This window comes from Streptomyces hygroscopicus subsp. hygroscopicus (genome assembly GCF_030269125.1).
In the GTDB taxonomy this organism is placed as follows: Bacteria; Actinomycetota; Actinomycetes; order Streptomycetales; family Streptomycetaceae; genus Streptomyces; species Streptomyces hygroscopicus_C.
In genome coordinates this window covers 60564-79348 of the sequence record NZ_BSSM01000025.1, presented here as the reverse complement: position 1 = coordinate 79348, position 18785 = coordinate 60564, and the positions used below count along the sequence as shown (strand labels likewise).

The window sequence follows — 18785 nt, the reverse complement described above, 5'->3', positions numbered from 1 at the left end:
CGCGGCCCGGCAGGAGCGCGGGTCACGACCCGAGCACCGAAGCCAGGAACTCCCCCGTCCACGCCAGCAGTTCGCGCCCGACCAGCGGCTTGCCGCCGACCTTCGCGGTCTTCGGGCGGGGCACCAGCACCTGGTCCACGGCCGGCTTGATGACCGTACCCGGGTAGAGCCGCTTGAGGCGCAGTTCCTGCGACTCGCGCAGCTCCACGGGGGCGAAGCGGATGTTGGTGCCCTGGAGGACGATCTCGCCGACGCCGCAGGCCCGCGCGAGCATCCGCAGCCCGGCCACCAGCAGCAGGTTCTCCACCGGCTCGGGCAACTTGCCGTAACGGTCGGTGAGTTCCTCGCGGACGGCCGTGATGTCCTCCTCCGAGTCGGCGGAGGCGATGGCGCGGTAGGCCTGAAGGCGCAGCCGCTCGCCGGGCGCGTAGTCGTGCGGGACGTGCGCGTCGACGGGCAGCTCGATCTTGACCTCCAGCGGGGCCTCTTCCGCTGGCCCCCCTGCCTCCAGCTGCCGCCGGTAGTCCGCGACGGCCTCGCCGACCATGCGCACGTACAGGTCGAAGCCGACGCCCGCGATGTGCCCGGACTGCTCGCCGCCGAGCAGGTTGCCCGCGCCTCGGATCTCCAGGTCCTTCATCGCGACGTACATGCCCGCGCCCATCTCGGTGTGCTGGGCGATGGTCGCGAGCCGCTCGTGCGCGGTCTCGGTGAGCGGCTTCTCCGGCGGGTACAGGAAGTACGCGTACCCCCGCTCGCGGCCACGCCCGACGCGTCCGCGCAGCTGGTGCAGCTGGGAGAGGCCGAAGGTGTCGCCGCGCTCCACGATCAGGGTGTTGGCGTTGGAGATGTCGATGCCGGACTCCACGATCGTGGTGGAGACCAGGACGTCGAACTTCTTCTCCCAGAAGTCGACGACGACCTGCTCCAGGGCCGCCTCCGACATCTGGCCGTGCGCGGTGGCGATGCGGGCCTCGGGCACGATGTCGCGCAGCCGGGCCGCCGCGCGGTCGATGGACTCGACCCGGTTGTGGATGTAGAAGACCTGGCCCTCGCGCAGCAGTTCGCGGCGGATGGCGGCGCCGATCTGCTTCTCCTCGTAAGGCCCCACGAAGGTGAGCACCGGGTGGCGCTCCTCGGGCGGGGTGGTGATGGTCGACATCTCGCGGATGCCGGTGACCGCCATCTCCAGGGTGCGCGGGATGGGGGTGGCGGACATGGTGAGGACGTCCACGTTGGCGCGCAGCTTCTTCAGCTGCTCCTTGTGCTCGACGCCGAAGCGCTGCTCCTCGTCCACGATGACCAGGCCGAGGTCCTTGAACTTGGTCTCGGAGGAGAACAGCCGGTGGGTGCCGATGACGACGTCCACCGCGCCCTCGCGCAGGCCCTCCAGGACGGCCTTGGCCTCGGTGTCGGTCTGGAACCGGGACAGCGCCCTCACGTTGACCGGGAACTGCGCGTACCGCTCGGAGAACGTCCCGAAGTGCTGCTGCACCAGCAGCGTGGTGGGCACGAGGACCGCGACCTGCTTGCCGTCCTGTACGGCCTTGAAGGCGGCCCGCACCGCGATCTCGGTCTTGCCGTAGCCGACGTCGCCGCAGACCAGTCGGTCCATGGGGACCGACTTCTCCATGTCGTCCTTGACCTCGGCGATGGTGGTGAGCTGGTCCGGGGTCTCGGCGTAGGGGAAGGCGTCCTCCAGCTCGCGCTGCCAGGGCGTGTCGGTGCCGAAGGCGTGTCCCGGGGCGGCCATGCGGGCGCTGTAGAGCTTGATCAGGTCGGCGGCGATCTCCTTGACCGCCTTCTTGGCGCGCGCCTTGGTCTTCGTCCAGTCCGCGCCGCCCAGACGGTGCAGGGTGGGCGCCTCGCCGCCCACGTACTTGGTGATCTGCTCCAGCTGGTCGGTGGGGATGTAGAGGCGGTCGCCGGGCTGGCCGCGCTTGGCGGGGGCGTACTCCACGACCAGGTACTCGCGGGTGGCGCCCTGCACGGTGCGCTGCACCATCTCGATGTAGCGGCCCACACCGTGCTGTTCGTGGACGATGTAGTCGCCCTGCTCCAGGGTGAGCGGGTCGATGGTCTTGCGGCGGCGGGCGGGCATCCGGGCGCCGTCGCGGGTCGCGGTGCGCTGGCCGGACAGGTCGGTCTCGGTGAGCACGGCGAGCCTGAGCCCCGGGTCGACGAGGCCGTACTCGATCGAGCCGCAGGAGACGTGCACGACGGACGGGCTCACCTCGCCGAGGTCGGCGTCCATGCGCGCCGCGATGCCCTCGTTGCCCAGCACCTCGACGGTGCGGGCGGCCGGGCCGTGCCCCTCGGTGACGAACACCATGCGCCAGCCGTCGGCGAGCCAGCCCTTGGCGTCGGCGAGCGCTCGGGCTGTGTCCCCGCGGTAGGTGTCGGGGGCGTGCATGCCCAGCTTGAGGGTGTCCGCCTCCAGTTCCTCGCCGGCGGCGAAGGGGGAGACCGACCACCACATCATGCCCAGCTCGCGGGCCCGGTCGCGGACATCGGCGATGGACCACAGGGAGGCCGCGCCGACGTCGATCGGCGCCTCGCCCCCGCCCGCGGTGGCCGCCCAGGACGCCTGGAGGAACTCCTGGCTGGTGGCGACCAGGTCGGCGGCGCGGGTGCGGACCCGCTCGGGGTCGCAGACCACGGACATCGACCCCTGCGGCAGCACGTCGAGGAGCAGCTCCATGTCGTCCACCAGGACCGGGGCGAGGGACTCCATGCCCTCGACCGCGATGCCCTCGGCGATCTTGTTCAGGAGTTCGCCCAGCTCGGGGTGTTCCTCGGCGAGGGCCCGCGCGCGTTCGCGGACGTCCTCGGTGAGCAGCAGCTCGCGACAGGGCGGCGCCCACAGGCCGTGCTCGGCGATCTCCAGGGAGCGCTGGTCGGCGACCTTGAAGTAGCGGATCTCCTCGACGTCGTCGCCCCAGAACTCGATGCGCAGGGGGTGTTCCTCGGTGGGCGGGAAGACGTCCAGGATGCCGCCGCGCACCGCGAACTCGCCGCGCTTCTCCACCAGCTCCACGCGCGCGTACGCGGCGGCCGCGAGGGCCGCCACGACGTCGTTCAGGTCGGCGCTCTGGCCGGTGCGCAGGGCCACGGGTTCCAGGTCGCCGAGGCCCTTGACCTGCGGCTGGAGCACGGACCGCACGGGCGCCACGACGACGGAGACCGGGCCGGTCTCCGGGTCGTCGGCGCGGGGGTGGGCGAGGCGGCGCAGCACGGCGAGGCGCCGGCCGACGGTGTCGCTGCGGGGGCTGAGCCGCTCGTGCGGCAGCGTCTCCCAGGAGGGGTACTCCACGACGCCCTCCGGGGGCAGCAGCGAGCGCAGCGCCGCCGCCAGGTCCTCCGCCTCGCGGCCGGTCGCCGTGACCGCGAGCACGGTGCGGCCGGTCTCCCGGGCGAGGCCGGCGACCGCGAAGGGGCGGGCCGCCGGGGGGCCGACGAGATCGACGTGCATACGGTTGCCGTCCGCGGCCGCCGTGATCGCTTCCGCGAGAGCGGGGTCCTTGACGACGGCGTCGAGCAGACCGTGCAGGCTCATGGGGCTTTCCGTCCAGGGTGGGCAACGCAAGCAGCCCGGCGCGGGGCGCGGCCGGGGGTGTCCAGCGTACGACGCCGTCGGGATTGGCGCCGGTGCCTGTGGACAACCCCGCCTCCCGCCGCCCCGCGCCGCGGTCGCCGCCCCGGGGGACTGCACCCCCGGATCCCGCAGCGCAACGGCAGAACCCGGTACCGAGGAGTCCCCCAAGACTCCTCGGTACCGGGTGCGCCCCCGCAACCCCCGTGTGCGGTGGCCGTCGGCCACGCCCGCGACGGCTAGTCCGTGGCGATGGCGTTCAGGATGTTCATGCGGCCCGCGCGGAAGGCGGGGACGAGGGCGGCGAACAGGCCCACGAAGGCGGAGCCGATGAAGACGGCGATGATCGTCGGCCAGGGGATGTCCAGGACGTTCAGCCCCTGGAGGGCGAGGAGCTGCTGGGCGGTCGCGCCCCAGCCCATGCCGAGGCCCAGGCCGAGCAGGGCGCCGAAGACGGCGATCACCACGGACTCCAGCCGGATCATGCGCCGCAGCTGGCGGCGGGAGAGACCGATGGCCCGCATCAGACCGATCTCCCGGGTCCGCTCCACCACCGACAGGGCCAGGGTGTTCACCACACCGAGGACCGCGACGATGATCGCCAGGGCCAGCAGACCGTAGATCATGTTGAGCATCTGCCCGATCTGGTCCTTGAGCGTTTTCTTGTAGTCGGTCTGGTCGCGCACGGTCAGCGCCGGGTCGGCGCGCAGCGTCCGCTTCAGCGACGTGTAGGCGGCGGTCTCCTGCCCGTCCTTGGCGGTGGCGAACACCAGCTGGTCCAGCGGCATCCGGTCGGCTGGCACGTACTTCGCGGCGGTGGCGATCGAGGCGTACATCGCGCCCTTGTCGATCACGACGTCGTCGCTGGTGATGGCGCGGACCGTCAGTTTGGCGGCCCGGCCGTCCCGGAAACCGACCGTGACCGTGGAGCCGAGCCTGATGCCGTGCTCCTTGGCGAAGCCCTCGAAGACGGACATGGAGTCGGGCCGGTAGGCGTCGGCGAGGTCACCGGCGACCGTCTTGGTACGCAGGTCCTTCGCGTAGGTGGCGTCGGCGGCGTTGATCGTCTCGTTCTTGGAGACCTTGCCGTCCGGCGTGCTCAGCGTGGCGTCGAGGAGCTTGTACTCGGTGACCCGCTCCAGCCCCGGCGTGGCCTTGATCTGCCGCACCATCTGCGGCTTGACGAAGGTGAACTCCTGGTCGCCCTGGATGATGAAGTCCGCGCCGACGGTCTTGTCCAGCTGGTCGGTGGCCGAGGCCACCATCGAGGAGCCGACCACCGACAGGCAGGCCACCAGGGCGAGGCCGATCATCAGGGCGGCGCCGGTGGCACCGGTGCGGCGCGGGTTGCGCAGCGCGTTGCGCTCCGCCATGCGGCCGACGGGGCCGAAGACCCGCAGGATGATCGCGCCGAGGACCCTGACCAGACCGCCGGCGAGCAGCGGGCCGATCACGACGAAGCCGACCAGGGTGAGCAGCACGCCGACACCCAGCAGGCCCGAGCCGGACTTGGCCTTGTCGGCGGTCGCGGCGGCGTACAGGCTCCAGCCTCCGGCGCCGGTGAGCACCAGCCCGAGCACGGCGCGCACGGCACCGGACCTGGCATCGGTCGGGGCGCCGGAGTCGCGCAGGGCCGCCATCGGGGAGACCCTGCCGGCCCGGCGGGCGGGCAGATAGGCCGCGAGGACGGTGACCACGACCCCCAGCAGCAGGCCGAGCGCGGGCGTGGTCCAGGCGATCGTCAGGTCGTCCGTGGACAGCTCCATGCCCATGCCGCTCATGAGCTTCATCAGGCCGACCGCGATGCCGACGCCCGCGCCGACGCCGAGCACGGAGCCGATCACCCCGAGCAGCAGCGCCTCGACCAGCACCGAGCGGTTGACCTGCTTGCGCGAGGAGCCGATGGCGCGCATCAGACCGATCTCGCGGGTGCGCTGGGCGACCAGCATGGAGAAGGTGTTGATGATCAGGAAGATGCCGACCAGGAAGGCGATCCCGGCGAAGCCGAGCATCGCGTACTTCATGACGTTCAGGAAGCTCTCGACGCTCTTCTGGTTGGCGTCGGCGACCTCCTTGGCCGTGCGCACCTTGTAGCCCTGGCCGAGGGCGGCCGTGACGTTCTTCTTCAGCTGGTCGTCCGTCACGCCCTTGGCGGCGGTGACGTCGACGTCGGTGTAGACACCGGTGCGGCCGATCAGGGTCTGCTGGGCGGTCCTGGTGTCCAGGTAGAAGATCGCCGCGCCGGGGTTGGTCACCTTGAAGGCGGCGATGCCGGACACCCGGGCGTGGTGCGTGCCCACGACCGAGATGACGCCGATGTCGTCGCCCAGCTTCAGGTGGTGCTTGTCGGCGGTGTCCTTGTCCACCATGACCTGGTCCGGGCCCTTGGGCGCCGCACCCTCGGTGATGTCCATGGTGCGGGCGTCATTGCCGTTCCAGCTGCCCACGATGGTCGGGGCGCCGCTGCTCGGGGACAGCTTGTCCTTCTTGGCGTCGATCACGGTCACCGAGGTGGAGAACACCGTGCCCTCGGCCGACCGTACGCCCCGCGCCGTGCGGACGGTGCCGACGACGGAGGCCGGCATGACCGGCGGCTTGCCTGTGCGGGAGGTGGTCTGGCCGGTGTCGGAGGAGCCCTTGGCGCTGACCGTGACGTCCGAGGCGGTCGCCTGGAACAGCTTGTCGAAGGTGGTGTTCATCGTGTCGGTGAACACCAGCGTGCCGCACACGAAGGCGACCGACAGCAGGACCGCGACCGCCGACAGCGCCATGCGGCCCTTGTGCGCGAAGAAGTTGCGCATCGAGGTCTTCAGGACGGTCATGACGTACGGCCCCGGGCGTCGAAGTCCTTCATGCGGTCGAGGACCTGATCGGCCGTCGGCTGGTACATCTCGTCCACGATCCGGCCGTCGGCGAGGTAGAGCACCCGGTCCGCGTACGAGGCGGCGACCGGGTCGTGGGTCACCATGACGATGGTCTGGCCGAGTTCGTCCACCGAGCGGCGCAGGAAGCCCAGCACCTCGGCGCCGGCGCGCGAGTCCAGGTTTCCGGTCGGCTCGTCCCCGAAGATGATCTCCGGGCGGGCGGCGAGCGCGCGGGCCACGGCGACGCGCTGCTGCTGGCCGCCGGACAGCTGGGTCGGCCGGTGCTTGAGCCGGCCGGCGAGACCGACGGTCTCCACGACCCGGTCCAGCCAGGCCCGGTCGGGCTTGCGGCCGGCTATGTCCATCGGCAGCGTGATGTTCTCCAGGGCGTTCAGCGTCGGCAGCAGGTTGAACGCCTGGAAGATGAAGCCGATCCGGTCCCGGCGCAGCTGGGTGAGCTTCTTGTCCTTCAGGCCGGTGATCTCGGTCTCGTCCAGGTAGATCTGACCGCTCGTCACCGTGTCGAGGCCCGCGAGGCAGTGCATCAGCGTGGACTTGCCGGACCCCGAGGGGCCCATGATCGCGGTGAACTGGCCCCTGGCGATGTCCACGTCGACCTGGTCCAGGGCGACGACACGGGTCTCCCCCGAGCCGTACGCCTTCACGACCTGCCGCGCCCGCGCGGCAACGGCCGTGCTCCTTCCAGTGCCCCCGTGCCTGGGAATGGTCACAGCCGATGTCACGGTATGTCTCCTATATCGGTCGGTAAATGCGTGCGCGACGCCCCGGTGGTCCGAGGCAAGCGGGTTCCGGCCACGTCGCGCGTGGTTCCGGCTACGTCGACGAGTCTCGCGCCCGACGAGGGTGCGGCGCGCTGGTGCGGAGCCCCCTCTTCGGCAGGGGGAAAACCCCACCCCTCCGGTCGGGCCGGCCGCCCCCCAGCGGCGTAAAGCCAGCTTAAGGAACCCCCCGGCCCCGGCTCGTCCTCCGCCGGGACGAGCCCTCCCCGACCCTTGGTACGGAGATACCCCTAGGGGACCCCCACCCTCGGGTGGACCCGTTCTCGGGGTTCGCCTCCACCCTCCGGCGGTTCGCCTCCACCCTCCGGCGGGTCCGTCTCCACCCTCCGGCGGGTCCGTCTCTCCCCCCGGCGGGTCCGTCTCCACTCCGGGTCGCTACTCCGCGACCGCCTGACCGGTCAGCGCGGTCAGCTTGCTGCGCACGTGGTCCATGTGGGCCTGCACGTCGTCCCAGGTCGCGCTGTGTTCGCGCAGGACCCGTTCCGTTTCGCGGGCGATGCGGTCGGCGCGCGCGTGGGCGTCGGCGAGGATCGCGGCCGCGCGGATCCCCGACTCCTCCTCACGGCGGCGGGCGTACTCCTCGGCCTCCCGCAACGCGGCCCTGGCGGCGACCGCTCCGGCCTCGGCGCGGGCCACCGACTCCTCCTGGCGCGCCTCCAGCGCGGCCGCCTCCTCGATCTCCTCGCGCTCGACCGCGGCCCGGCGCTCGGCCTCCTCCCGGGACCGCTCGGCGAGCAGGTCCGCGGTGCGCCGCCGTACCTCGCGCAGCGCTTCCAAGGACTCCTTGCGGCCCTCCTTCACCGCGCGCCGGGCGCCGACGCGCAGGTCGTCGGCCGCGGCGCGGGCGACGAGGAGGATCCGACGGGCGCGTTCGTCGGCCTCCGCGCGCAGCGCGTGCGCCGCTTCTTCCGCCGCCCGGCGCACACCCTCGGCCTCCGCTTCCGCCCGCGCGACCTGCTCGCGCGCCTCGCACCGCGCGCGCTCACCCAGTTGCCGCGCCTCCTCCAGCGCGAGCCGGAACAACTGCCGGGCGCCCTCGTCGAGCGTGTCGTACTCCTGGGGCCGCAGCCGGGAGACGACCTCGCGCAGCCGCGCGGCCTCCGCCGCCATGTCCTTGGCCAGCACGGTCAGCCGCGCGGCACGTTCCCACGCGGCGTCCCGGTCCCCGGACAGCGCCTCCAGATACGCGTCGACCTGGTCGGGGCGGTAACCACGCCCCCGGACGGTCGCGAAGCCGTGCGGCGGCATCCATGCGCTGCTCACCTCGGGAACCCCTCTCCGACGGACATGCACGACAGCAAGAGTTCGCGCACATCGTGACGGATAGGGCGTAACTGTTCATAACGCGACACTCCGCAGCCGTGTCACGGGCGGAGTGTCGCGGGTTCACCGTCCTCGGCGTGTTCCCGAGGGCCGGGCTACAGCAGCCCGTCCCACATCTGCTCCAGCAGCACCGACCACCAGCTCTCCGGCGACCCCAGCGCCGCCGGGTCCAACGCGGCCAGCTGCGCCTGGAAGTCGACGGTCCAACGGCCCGCCTGCTCCTGGTTCAGCCCGTACCGCAGCCGCCACATCCGGCCCAGCAGCGCCAGGCAGCGCACGAACTCCGGCAGCCCCGTGTTCACGAACTGCGGCGGCACCGGCGCGCCGCCCGGACCGGCCTCCACCGGCACGGCCACGATGTTCGCCGTCCCGTACTGCACGCAGAGCGCCTTGCCGAAGTCCGTGCCCATCACGAGGTACGACCCCGCGTCCGCCGCCGGACGCACCCCGCGCTCGGCCGCCAGCTCCGCCAGCGTCGGCACCGGACGGCCCGGCTGCGCCTGCGCCCAGAAGAACGGGCCCATGTCCACCGGCAGTCCGGCCACCACCAGGGTGTGCGCCACGACCGGCGGCACCCCCTGCCGGGACACCGCCTGCTGCTCGAACCGGAAGACCCCCGGCCCGAACGCCGCCGCCAGCTCCTGCCCGACCGCCTCCGGCGGCACCGGCGGCGCGGCCTGCACCGGCGGCAACGGCGCCCGCACCGGCGCGGGCCGCGCGGGACCGTCCGCCACCTGGTGCAACTCGCCCTGGTGAGCCAGCAGCTGATGCATCCCCTGCTGTCGGCTCGCATGGTCCGTGCCGTACGGCGCGATGCTCGTGATCCGCGCCTGCGGCCACTGCTCCCGGATCATCCGCGCACAGTAGGCACCCGGCAGCTCGCACGACTCCAGCTCCGTGTGCAGCTCCAGCACCTGGTCCGGCGGCACGTTCATCGACCGCAGCTCGTGGAAGATCTGCCACTCCGGATGCGGCGTACCCGGCGCCGAACGCCGGATCAGCTGCTGCTCCGAACCGTCCTGCGCGCGGTACCGCAGTACCGCCTGGTAGCCGGGGCCCACCGTCGGCTGCCCGGCCTGCGGATACCCGTACGCCGGGGGCTGTCCCGGCAGGGGGGCGCCCATGCCGGGAGGGGGCATCGGCGGCGGCGCCCCGGGCACGCCCGGGGGCATCCCCGGGGCACCGGGCGCACCAGGCGGCGGGGGCGCGCCGGGGCCGACCACGGGCGGCGCCGCCAGCATGGTCTCCGCCTGGTGTACGGCACCACGGGCACCCGGCACCCCGGCGGCACCGGGCACGCCGGGGGCGCCGGGCACGCCGGGGGCGCCGGGGGGCTGCGGGGCACCGGGAGTCGGGGGCACGCCCGAAGCCGCGGGGGCCCGGGGCACGCCGGGGGGCTGCGGTACGCCGCCCGGGGCGGGGGGCATGCCGGGGGCGCCCGGAACACCGGGCACGCCCGGGGCCGCCGGAGGCTGGGGCGCGCCGGGGCCCATCCGTGCCGGGTCGGCCAGCATCGTGGCCGCGTGGTGCACGTCGCCCGGAGGCGTCGCGGGCGGCTGGGGAGCACCCGGCGCACCCGGGCCGGCCGCCGTACCGTCCTGCCCCTCAAGCCCCTCCGGGTCGATCGCGGACACGAGACGCGTCGGCACGTACCCGCCGCCCGACGACGCGCCCGGCGGAGGCGGTGGCGGCGCGCTCCCCGGGTGCGCGCCCGGCGTACCCGGCGCACCCGGCGGCGGAGGCGGCACGCCCACCCCGCCGCGCGCCTTCCTCGGCGGCGGCGCGGCCTTGCTCGTCGCGGCATCGGCGATGTCCCCGGCGTTCGGCGCGAGCCGGCGCTCGGACGCACCCGCGCCGCCCGGACCCACCGGAGGCTGCGGCGCGTGCGGACCGCCCGGCGCCTGCGGGTGGGCCTGCGGCGGAACACCCGGCGGCGGAGTGCCGCCCGGCGGCACGGGCGCGGCGCCGGGCCCCTGCGGATAGCCGTGCACGGGGGCGCCCGGAGCGGGCGCGCCGCCCGGCGGCGGGGTGCCGGGGCCCGCCGGTGCCTGCGGGTACCCGTAGGCCGGGGCACCCGGAACCGGCGGCGGGGGCGGCGTGCCGAGGATCGGCGCACCGGGAATCGGAGGCGGAGTGCTCCCCGTCGGCGCGCCGGGCGCACCACCGGGGCCGGGCGAACCACCCTGCGCGCCCGGCGGGTTCGGCAGGTCGAGCGCCGGAGCGACCGCCGTGCGCGGCAGCTGGCTGCCACCCGACATCAACGCCGTCTTCGCGTCCGGCACGGAGACCGGCGGCTTCGACGCGTCGTCGTCCGAACCGCCGAGCGGCGGCGCGAACACCGTCGCGGGCAACGGCACCGAACGGTCGTCGTCCTCACCGGCGCCCCCGTTCGTGTCCGTACCCGCCCACGGGGTCGCCCCGGCGGGCACATCCGCGGGAACCGGAGCGGGAACCGGAGCGGGAGGAGGCGTCGGGGCAGCTGTAGGAGCAGCCGGAGCGAACGAAGGCCCTGCCTGCGTCTGCGCCAGCCCACCCCCGGCCGCAGGACCGGCACCCGCGAATGCACCGGAGCCCTCGGCCGGAACACCCGCACCCCCGGAAACACCGGAATCCGCGACCGGAACACCCGCACCCCCGGAAACACCGGAGTCCGCGACCGGAACACCCGCACCCTCGGAGACCCCGGAATCCGCGACCGGCTGCCGCCGCTCCCCTATCCCCATCTTGTCCGCCGCCTCCTGCAACCACTCCGGAGGAGTCAGCAGGAACGACGTCTGGTTCAGGTCCACCCGCGCCGCGGCCGGCGCCGGCACCGCGTCCTCGGGCCCGTCGGGGCGGCCGTACTCCTCCTCGTACCGGCGGATCACCTCACCCACCGGCAGCGCCGGCCACAGCGTGGCCTCCCCGCTGTCCCGAGCGATGACCAGCCGCTGGGCGCCCGCGTCCGAACGCGGCCCCTCCGCCCGGTCCTCGCCCCACACCACGAACCCCAGCTCGAACTCCCGCACCCGCACCTCACGGTGCTGGTACGCGGGCACGTCACCGTTGATCCACTCCTCGGCGCGCTCCTGCGCCTGCGCGTACGTCACCATCGCCGTCAGCTCACTCTCCCACCGGGCCGGAAGACACCGGGACGGCACGCGCGAAACCGCCGTCCACCATCAGGTTCGCCACCGTCTCCAACTCCGGCGGATTACCCGCCAGCCGCGACAGGAAGGCGTCGAAGTCGTCACCGCACGGCAGCAGCAGACGCTCCACCCGCTCCGCCGGCGGCCACGACGGGTCCACGTCCCGCACATCGTCGTACGCGCAGAACCACACCGAGCCGAGCCGCTCGCCCTTCACCTTCACCGCGAGCAACCCGCCCTGCACGAAGGCCACCCCGAGGTAGTCCTTCGTCAGATGGTCGCGCAGGCACTTGTTCACGTACACGAGGTCGTTGACCGCGGCCTCGTCCCGCACCGTGAAGAACGGCTGGTCCACCAGCAGCCCCAGCTCGGCGTCCAACGCCGTCCCCACCGGGGCGCAACCGCCCGCCGCCTTCAGGAAGTCGCGGTAGGCACCCGGCAGCCGGTACCCCAGATCCTCCTCGACGCCCTGCACCTGCGACTCGGTCACCGCCACACCCGACTTCGGCAGACCGAAGTGCGCGGGCCGCGTCTCCTGCAACGGCCGCGTACCCCGCTTGCCGTGGTCCACCGGCGCCGTCGCGATCCCGCCGTGATGCCGCAGCAACGCCTTCACATCGACCGGAACCAGCTCCAGCCGCCGCGTGCCCGCCACGTGATGCCACGTCCAGCCGTGCGGCGTCGCGACGTCCGGCACCGTGTCCCACCACTCGTGCCCCGCCGCCGCCAGCGCCGCGTTCGCCGACACGTAGTCCGTCAGCCGCAACTCGTCGACGCCGAAACCGTCCGGCGGCTCCGCGATCTCCACCGCCGCGCGCGCATAGGGAGAGAAGTCCGGAAAACCGTGCTCGTCGACCCGTACCCCTCTCGGGTGGCGCGCCGCCCGCACCGGGTCCGGGAAGTGCACGACCTGCCCGGCGTACGCCGCGTTCGGCGGCACGGCCTGTCCCCCCTGGCGGCCGGGAGGTGTCCCCAGCCCGAGCCGACCTGTCGTCATGGCGGTTGCCCCCTGGGCGTTCTCTTGGGCCTGAACGGCGGTGTCCATCACGGATGCCGACAGCCTAAGCGGTACCCGAACCCCGGTCACCGGCCCACCGTGCCCCCACCCCGCACACCACCACCGCCACCCGCGTCCGTCAGCCGCCTCCGTGACCAGCCGTCACCCCACCGTGACGGCCCCCACCCCTCACGGGCGTGTCGCACCGCCCCAGCTTCCACGCGACCCACGGCATTTGGCACCCTGTGTCCTTCGGGGGACAGCCCGGGGAGGGAAAGCCAACATGAATACCTTGCAGACCGGAGGTACCGACGTGCGCGCCGGCGACCCGCGCATCGACTGGAGCGGCACCGAGGCGCCCCCCGTACCCGTCCTCCGGCAACGCCGCGACGGCATCCTGCCCACCGTCGCCGCCGCCCTCTCGGTACACGGCACCACCCTCACCGGCACAGCCGCCCGCGGCGAGGAACCCCCCGCCCTGCACCCCCTCGTCCAGGACTTCCTCGACACCCTCCCCAGCAGCCAACGCGACCGCTTCACCGGCCGCTGCGCCGAGACCATCCTCATCTCCCGGCACCTCGCCGCCGCCGACGCCACCCGCAGCAAGCGCGCCTCCCGCAGACCCATGACGAACGGCGAGGCCCGCAAGGCCCTCAAACACGCCAAGCTCACCGCCCGCCGCATACGCGAGGACGGCGACCCCCTGCACGGCAGCTTCGCCACGCCCTGCCGGGCCTGCAGCGCGCTCACCGCCCACTTCGGCGTCCGCGTCGTCGATCCCACCACCGCCTGACCACCGGACCGACCGCGCGAGCACCCTCGCACCACCCACCAGCACGACGAACGAAGGGCAGATGCACCCCGACCGCACCTCGACCACGCGCTTCCCCGTCCCCGTCGACGCCGCCCTGCGCGCCGCCGGCTGGCAACCCGGACGCTGGGACATAAGACAGGCCGAGATCTGGGCCGACACCCTGCGCGAACACACCTCACCCGCCGGGCACCGGCACACCGTCTTCCCCGCCGCCGTCGAGGCCTGGGCCGAATTCGGCGGCCTGCGCATCGCCCCCGGCGGCAGCGGCCGGCAGATCGCCCCCGCCGCGCTCCACCTCGACCCCCTCCACGGCCGCCACCTCGCCCGCACCCTCGGCGACCTCGGCCGCGCCCTCGGCACCGAACTCTGCCCCCTCGGCACCGAGACCGACACCGCCGCCGCCCTCGCCATCGACACCGAGGGCCGCGTCTACGCCCTCGACCACACCGGCGACTGGTATCTCGGACCGGACATCGACCACGCCCTGGCCACGCTGATCACGGGGATAGAGCCGGTCCGGCTGACAGCGGGCTGAGCGCGGAGAGACGGCGCGGGAAGGGGGCGCGCCAGGGACGAGCGCGGCGGGGACGAGGGCCGAAGAAGAGGACGGAGCCGACGCCGGGCCCCGACACAGGCCGACGCCGGACCAGGGCAGGGCCCCGCTCCGACACACGGCCGGGCGCGGTGACGAGGCCCGCACCGGGCCGGCCCGAGCGCCGGAGCGGGGCCAGCCCGGTCCCGGGCACCTGCCGAGCCCGACGCCGAAGCGGCGAAGGACCGACCCGGCACGGCCCTGCGCCTCACCAGGACCGGAATCGGCCGGCCAGCGGAGCCGGGGCGAGGCGAGACGAGACGGGCGCAGCCACACACCCAGCCACACCGGGGCTAGTCCGGCACAGCCTCACACCGAGGCGAGACGAGACGGGCGCAGCCTCACACCGAGCCGAACCGAGTCGACGCAAGTCGCGGCGAGTTGAGGCGATCCCGACACAGCCTCACACCCAGCCGCACCGAGCCACGTCCGACACACCCTCCCACCCAGCCGAACCGAGACGGGCGCAGCCGCACGCCCGGCCGCCAAAAAGCCGGGTCCGGGCACCCGCCCCGACGCAAGACCGGCGCCACCCTGATCCGGGGCCGGAACCGGCCCCGAGACGAAACCTTCCCCGCCGCGGCCCGCCCCGAGCCGACACCGAGCCGCGACACCGAGCCGACAGCGGCACGGCCCTACGCCGCCGGGATCACCGCCGACACACGGAAGCCCCCCGCGTCCGTCGGGCCCGAGACGAAGACTCCGCCCAGGGCCAGGACCCGTTCCCGCATGCCCAGCAGGCCGTTGCCGCCCGACGGCAGGCCCGCCGCCGAGGCGGAACCCGATTCCGTCGGGGGCTCGTTCTCCACCTGCATCGCGATCTCCGCCACCCGATGCGCCAACCGCACGTGCGTCTTCGCCCCCGCCGCATGCTTGTGCACGTTCGTCAACGCCTCCTGCACCACCCGGTACGCCGTCTGCTCCACCTCCGCCGCATACGCCCGCACCTCCCCCTCCACCGACAGCTCCACGACCATCCCCGCCGCCGCGGACTGCCCCACCAGCTCGTCCAGCTCCGACAGGCACGGCCCCTCACCGGCCTCCTCCACCACCCGCGAGGCCGCCGCCGCGGCCGCGGCCGCCGCCTCCCCCACCGACACCAGCGGCACCCCCGCCCCCCGCCGGCCCGCGACCTGGTCCGCCTCCCCCGCCCGCAGCACCCCGAGCATCTCCCGCAACTCCGTCAACGCCTGCCGGCCCATGTCCCCCACCAGCGCCGCGTTGCGCACCGCCTTCTCCGGATCCTTCCGGGCCACCGCCTGCAACGCCGCCGCGTGCACCACCATCAGACTCACCCGGTGCGCGACCACGTCGTGCATCTCCCGCGCGATCCGCGTCCGCTCCTCGTTGCGCGCCCACTCGGCCCGCTCCTCGGCCCGCTCCGCGAGCAGCTGAAGCTCCCGCTCCAGACTGTCCGCCCGCTCCCGCAGACTCTCCATCAACCGCCGCCGCGCCCCCACGTACAGCCCCAGCAGCACCGGCGGAGCCGTCAGCCCCAGCGCCGTCGCCACCGCGGCGAACGGCACGAACCAGTCACCGAGCGTCAGATCGCCCCGCGCCATGTCCTGCCGCACCCGTACGAACGTCACCACCGCCGTACCCGCCAGCGTCATCCCCGCCAGCGCGCCGATCACCCGCCGCGGCACCTCCGCGGCGGCCAGCGTGTACAGGCCGACGATGCCCAGCAGGAAACCCATCTGCGCCGGGGTCACCGCGATCGCCACCAGCACCACGGCGACCGGCCACTTGCGCCGCACCAGCAGCACCGCGCCGGCCGCCACACCGAACAGGACGCCCGCCCAGAGCGGGATCCCCGCGTCCCGGGCGAAACCGATCCCCTCCGCGCCGCACTCCAGCGCGGACGCCAGCGCGAGGCAGCCGTCGAACACGGCGCTGCGCCGGCGTGGCCACCACCAAGGGCCGGTCAGCGCCCTGGCGTGCTCTTCCCCCGTCATGGTCATGCGCCCAGCCTACGGGCGACGGGTGCGGCTTTTCCGGTGACTTTCGCCTACCTCCACACACCACGCTGCGTAACCGAACCACGTCGAAACCTCCCACCATCCCTCGAACTGGTGAACTTGCCGCGTTCGACTCCGGAACCTCTCATTCCGTACGGACGGTATGCCCATGGGACACACCCACGGCACATACGCCGACTTCGAGGGGCTGCGGGAGCGGGCGGTGGCGCTGCGACGGGCGGGGCTGAGCCTCCGGCAGATCCGCGACCAGCTGAAGATCTTCAACAACGACATCCTCAACCAACTGGTCGAGGGCGAACCCCCACCCGCCCGGACCAAGCGCCCGAACGCCAAGGACGACCTCCGGGAGCGGGCCCGAGAGCTACGGCTCCAGGGCCGAACCTACGACCAGATCGAAGCGGAACTGGGCTGCTCGCGCAGCTCGGTTTCCCTGTGGGTACGGGATCTGCCGAGGCCCGAACGCAGACGCAGCCCCGAAGAGGCCTCGGCGATCGCCCGCAAGGGCTGGGAGCAGACACTGCGCATCCGCGACGAGGAGCGCCGGCGCACCAAGGAGGAGGCCCGACTGGCGATCGGCGCCCTGTCGGCCCGCGAGCTGTTCCTGGTGGGCGTAGGCCTGTACTGGGCCGAGGGCGGCAAGGACAAGCCATACGACCGCCGTGAGAACGTCACCTTCGTCAACAGCGACCCCGGCATGATCAGGGTCTACCTCGCCTGGCTGCACCTTCTCGAGGTCGAGCCCGAGCGGTTGAAGTTCACCGTGATGATCCACGAGAGTGCGGACGTGTGCGGGGCCGAGCGCTACTGGGCGGAGCTCGTCGGCGCCGCCCCGTCCTCCTTCAACAAGACGGCCCTCAAGAAGCACAACCCCAAGACGGTCCGCAAGAACACCGGCGACGACTACCGCGGATGTCTCGTGATCAAAGTCCTGAAAGGTGCCGACTTGTACCGTCGCATCGAAGGGTCTTGGTACGGCATAGTGGAGGCCGCGCACGAAGCCGATCAACCGAATCGGCCCTAAGGCGCGAACAGTCCCGGATCGTCTAAGGGCAGGACAAACGGTTTTGGTCCGTTGAATGAGGGTTCGAATCCTTCTCCGGGAGCCCACAGCACACAAGACCCGCGTTCGGGCCCTGACCGGCGAACCGCCCCGTCGGGGCCCGCCCCCATATCCCCCCAACCCCGCCCCGGTATCCTGCGGCTGTTCCCACCCTCAGAGCCGAAGGGCAAACCGTGAGTGCCATCCGCCCGGCAGCCGTCGTCGTTCTCGCAGCGGGTGAGGGCACCCGTATGAAGTCGGCCACACCCAAGGTGCTGCACCAGATCTGCGGCCGCTCCCTGGTGGGCCATGTGCTCGCCGCCGCCCGCGAGTTGAAGCCCGAGAACCTGGTCGTCGTCGTCGGCCACGCCCGTGAGCAGGTCACCGCGCACCTGGCGGAGACCGACCCGGCCGCCCGTACCGCCGTGCAGGAGCAGCAGAACGGCACCGGGCACGCCGTACGGACGGGTCTGGAGGAGCTGGGCGGGGCCGTGACGGGGACCGTCGTCGTGGTCTGCGGGGACACCCCGCTGCTCACCGGCGAGACCCTGCGGCGGCTCGCCGAGACCCACCAGGCCGACGGCAACGCCGTGACCGTGCTGACCGCCGAGGTGCCGGACGCGACCGGCTACGGCCGGATCGTGCGGGACGAGGCGTCGGGCGCGGTGACCGCGATCGTGGAGCACAAGGACGCGAACGAGGCCCAGCGGGCGATCCGGGAGATCAACAGCGGGGTGTTCGCGTTCGACGGCCGGCTGCTGGCGGACGCGCTGACGAAGGTGCGCAGGAACAACAGCCAGGGCGAGGAGTACCTCACCGACGTGCTGGGGATCCTGCGCGAGGCCGGGCACCGGGTCGGCGCCTCGGTGGCGGCCGACCACCGGGAGATCGCCGGGATCAACAACCGGGTGCAGCTGGCGGAGGCCCGCCGGGTCCTGAACGACCGGCTGCTGACCCGGGCGATGCTGGACGGCGTCACCGTCGTGGACCCGGCGACGACGTGGGTGGACGTGACCGTGACGTTCGAGCGGGACGCGGTGGTGCACCCGGGCACGCAGCTGACCGGCGCCACGCATCTCGCGGAGGGCGCGGAGGTCGGCCCGAACAGCCGGCTGAAGGACACCAGGGTGGGCGCGGGCGCGCGGGTGGACAACACCGTGTCCGACGGCGCCGTGGTGGGCGCGGAGGCGAGCGTGGGGCCGTACGCGTATCTGCGGCCGGGGACGCGGCTCGGCGCGAAGGGCAAGATCGGGACGTACGTCGAGACGAAGAACGCGCGGATCGGCGAGGGCACGAAGGTGCCGCACCTGTCGTACGTGGGGGACGCGACGATCGGTGAGTTCACGAACATCGGAGCGGCGAGCGTGTTCGTGAACTACGACGGCCAGGACAAGCACCACACCACGATCGGGTCGCATTGCCGTACGGGTTCGGACAACATGTTTGTGGCGCCTGTCACGGTCGGGGACGGTGCGTACACCGCCGCCGGGTCCGTGATCACGAAGGACGTGCCGCCCGGTTCGCTGGCCGTGGCCCGTGGTCAGCAGCGGAATATCGAGGGTTGGGTGGCCCGGAAGCGGCCGGGCAGCGCGGCGGCGAAGGCGGCCGAGGATGCCTCCCGGCAGCGCGGTGCCGGGGACTGACCGGAAACGAGTAC

11 protein-coding genes and 1 tRNA gene are annotated in these 18785 nt (G+C 73.0%); 5 read left to right on the top strand and 7 right to left on the bottom strand.

What is annotated here, in order from left to right; translation table 11 throughout:
• Positions 1 to 22: 22 nt before the first annotated feature.
• From mfd to QSK45_RS35740, 6 genes are all read right to left on the bottom strand, one after another.
• Complete coding sequence (mfd, locus tag QSK45_RS35765) at positions 23 to 3556, bottom strand: transcription-repair coupling factor (protein ID WP_285563103.1); 3534 nt, start codon at positions 3554 to 3556, stop codon at positions 23 to 25.
• Between the two features lie 275 nt (positions 3557 to 3831).
• Positions 3832 to 6414 (bottom strand): ABC transporter permease, encoded by a 2583-nt coding sequence (locus tag QSK45_RS35760; protein ID WP_285563102.1) that lies wholly within the window; start codon positions 6412 to 6414, stop codon positions 3832 to 3834.
• Positions 6411 to 7199, bottom strand: a complete 789-nt coding sequence (locus QSK45_RS35755; protein ID WP_285563101.1) for an ABC transporter ATP-binding protein — start codon at positions 7197 to 7199, stop codon at positions 6411 to 6413. Before QSK45_RS35755 ends, QSK45_RS35760 begins: the two co-directional genes overlap by 4 nt.
• 432 nt (positions 7200 to 7631) lie before the next feature.
• Positions 7632 to 8519, bottom strand: a complete 888-nt coding sequence (locus QSK45_RS35750) for a DivIVA domain-containing protein (protein ID WP_490993665.1) — start codon at positions 8517 to 8519, stop codon at positions 7632 to 7634.
• Positions 8520 to 8674: 155 nt separating this feature from the next.
• Entirely contained in the window at positions 8675 to 11671 is a 2997-nt protein-coding gene (locus QSK45_RS35745; protein WP_285563100.1) for an SUKH-4 family immunity protein, read from the bottom strand.
• A gap of 10 nt (positions 11672 to 11681) precedes the next feature.
• On the bottom strand, positions 11682 to 12704 hold the full coding sequence (locus tag QSK45_RS35740; protein WP_285563129.1) for an SMI1/KNR4 family protein: 1023 nt from the start codon (positions 12702 to 12704) through the stop codon (positions 11682 to 11684).
• Positions 12705 to 12987: 283 nt separating this feature from the next.
• Between QSK45_RS35740 and QSK45_RS35735 the strand changes: the two genes are divergently transcribed.
• Both QSK45_RS35735 and QSK45_RS35730 read left to right on the top strand, forming a co-directional pair.
• On the top strand, positions 12988 to 13497 hold the full coding sequence (locus QSK45_RS35735) for a YwqJ-related putative deaminase (protein WP_285563099.1): 510 nt from the start codon (positions 12988 to 12990) through the stop codon (positions 13495 to 13497).
• A 61-nt stretch (positions 13498 to 13558) separates the two neighbouring features.
• Complete coding sequence (locus QSK45_RS35730; RefSeq protein ID WP_285563098.1) at positions 13559 to 14053, top strand: SUKH-3 domain-containing protein; 495 nt, start codon at positions 13559 to 13561, stop codon at positions 14051 to 14053.
• Between the two features lie 692 nt (positions 14054 to 14745).
• On the opposite strand, the gene QSK45_RS35725 is transcribed toward QSK45_RS35730, so the two are convergent.
• On the bottom strand, positions 14746 to 16071 hold the full coding sequence (locus tag QSK45_RS35725) for a sensor histidine kinase (RefSeq protein ID WP_285563097.1): 1326 nt from the start codon (positions 16069 to 16071) through the stop codon (positions 14746 to 14748).
• Positions 16072 to 16237: 166 nt separating this feature from the next.
• On the opposite strand from QSK45_RS35725, the gene QSK45_RS35720 reads away from it, so the two are divergent.
• The 3 genes from QSK45_RS35720 to glmU all read left to right on the top strand — a co-directional run bounded on the left by QSK45_RS35720 (position 16238) and on the right by glmU (position 18771).
• Positions 16238 to 17110, top strand: coding sequence for a hypothetical protein (locus QSK45_RS35720; protein ID WP_285563096.1), 873 nt, complete (start codon positions 16238 to 16240; stop codon positions 17108 to 17110).
• Between the two features lie 11 nt (positions 17111 to 17121).
• Positions 17122 to 17192: transfer RNA gene (locus QSK45_RS35715), tRNA-Gln, on the top strand.
• A 130-nt stretch (positions 17193 to 17322) separates the two neighbouring features.
• Positions 17323 to 18771, top strand: a complete 1449-nt coding sequence (glmU, locus tag QSK45_RS35710) for a bifunctional UDP-N-acetylglucosamine diphosphorylase/glucosamine-1-phosphate N-acetyltransferase GlmU (RefSeq protein ID WP_285563095.1) — start codon at positions 17323 to 17325, stop codon at positions 18769 to 18771.
• The last annotated feature ends 14 nt before the right edge of the window (positions 18772 to 18785 follow it).

Bases quoted from the DNA above. Each gene is read 5' to 3' on its own strand.
- mfd (WP_285563103.1), bottom strand. From the start codon at position 3,556: ATGAGCCTGCACGGTCTGCTCGACGCCGTCGTCAAGGACCCCGCTCTC.
- QSK45_RS35735 (WP_285563099.1), top strand. From the start codon at position 12,988: ATGAATACCTTGCAGACCGGAGGTACCGACGTGCGCGCCGGCGACCCG.
- QSK45_RS35760 (WP_285563102.1), bottom strand. From the start codon at position 6,414: ATGACCGTCCTGAAGACCTCGATGCGCAACTTCTTCGCGCACAAGGGC.
- QSK45_RS35720 (WP_285563096.1), top strand. From the start codon at position 16,238: ATGGGACACACCCACGGCACATACGCCGACTTCGAGGGGCTGCGGGAG.
- QSK45_RS35740 (WP_285563129.1), bottom strand. From the start codon at position 12,704: ATGACGACAGGTCGGCTCGGGCTGGGGACACCTCCCGGCCGCCAGGGG.
- QSK45_RS35745 (WP_285563100.1), bottom strand. From the start codon at position 11,671: ATGGTGACGTACGCGCAGGCGCAGGAGCGCGCCGAGGAGTGGATCAAC.
- QSK45_RS35730 (WP_285563098.1), top strand. From the start codon at position 13,559: ATGCACCCCGACCGCACCTCGACCACGCGCTTCCCCGTCCCCGTCGAC.
- QSK45_RS35725 (WP_285563097.1), bottom strand. From the start codon at position 16,071: ATGACCATGACGGGGGAAGAGCACGCCAGGGCGCTGACCGGCCCTTGG.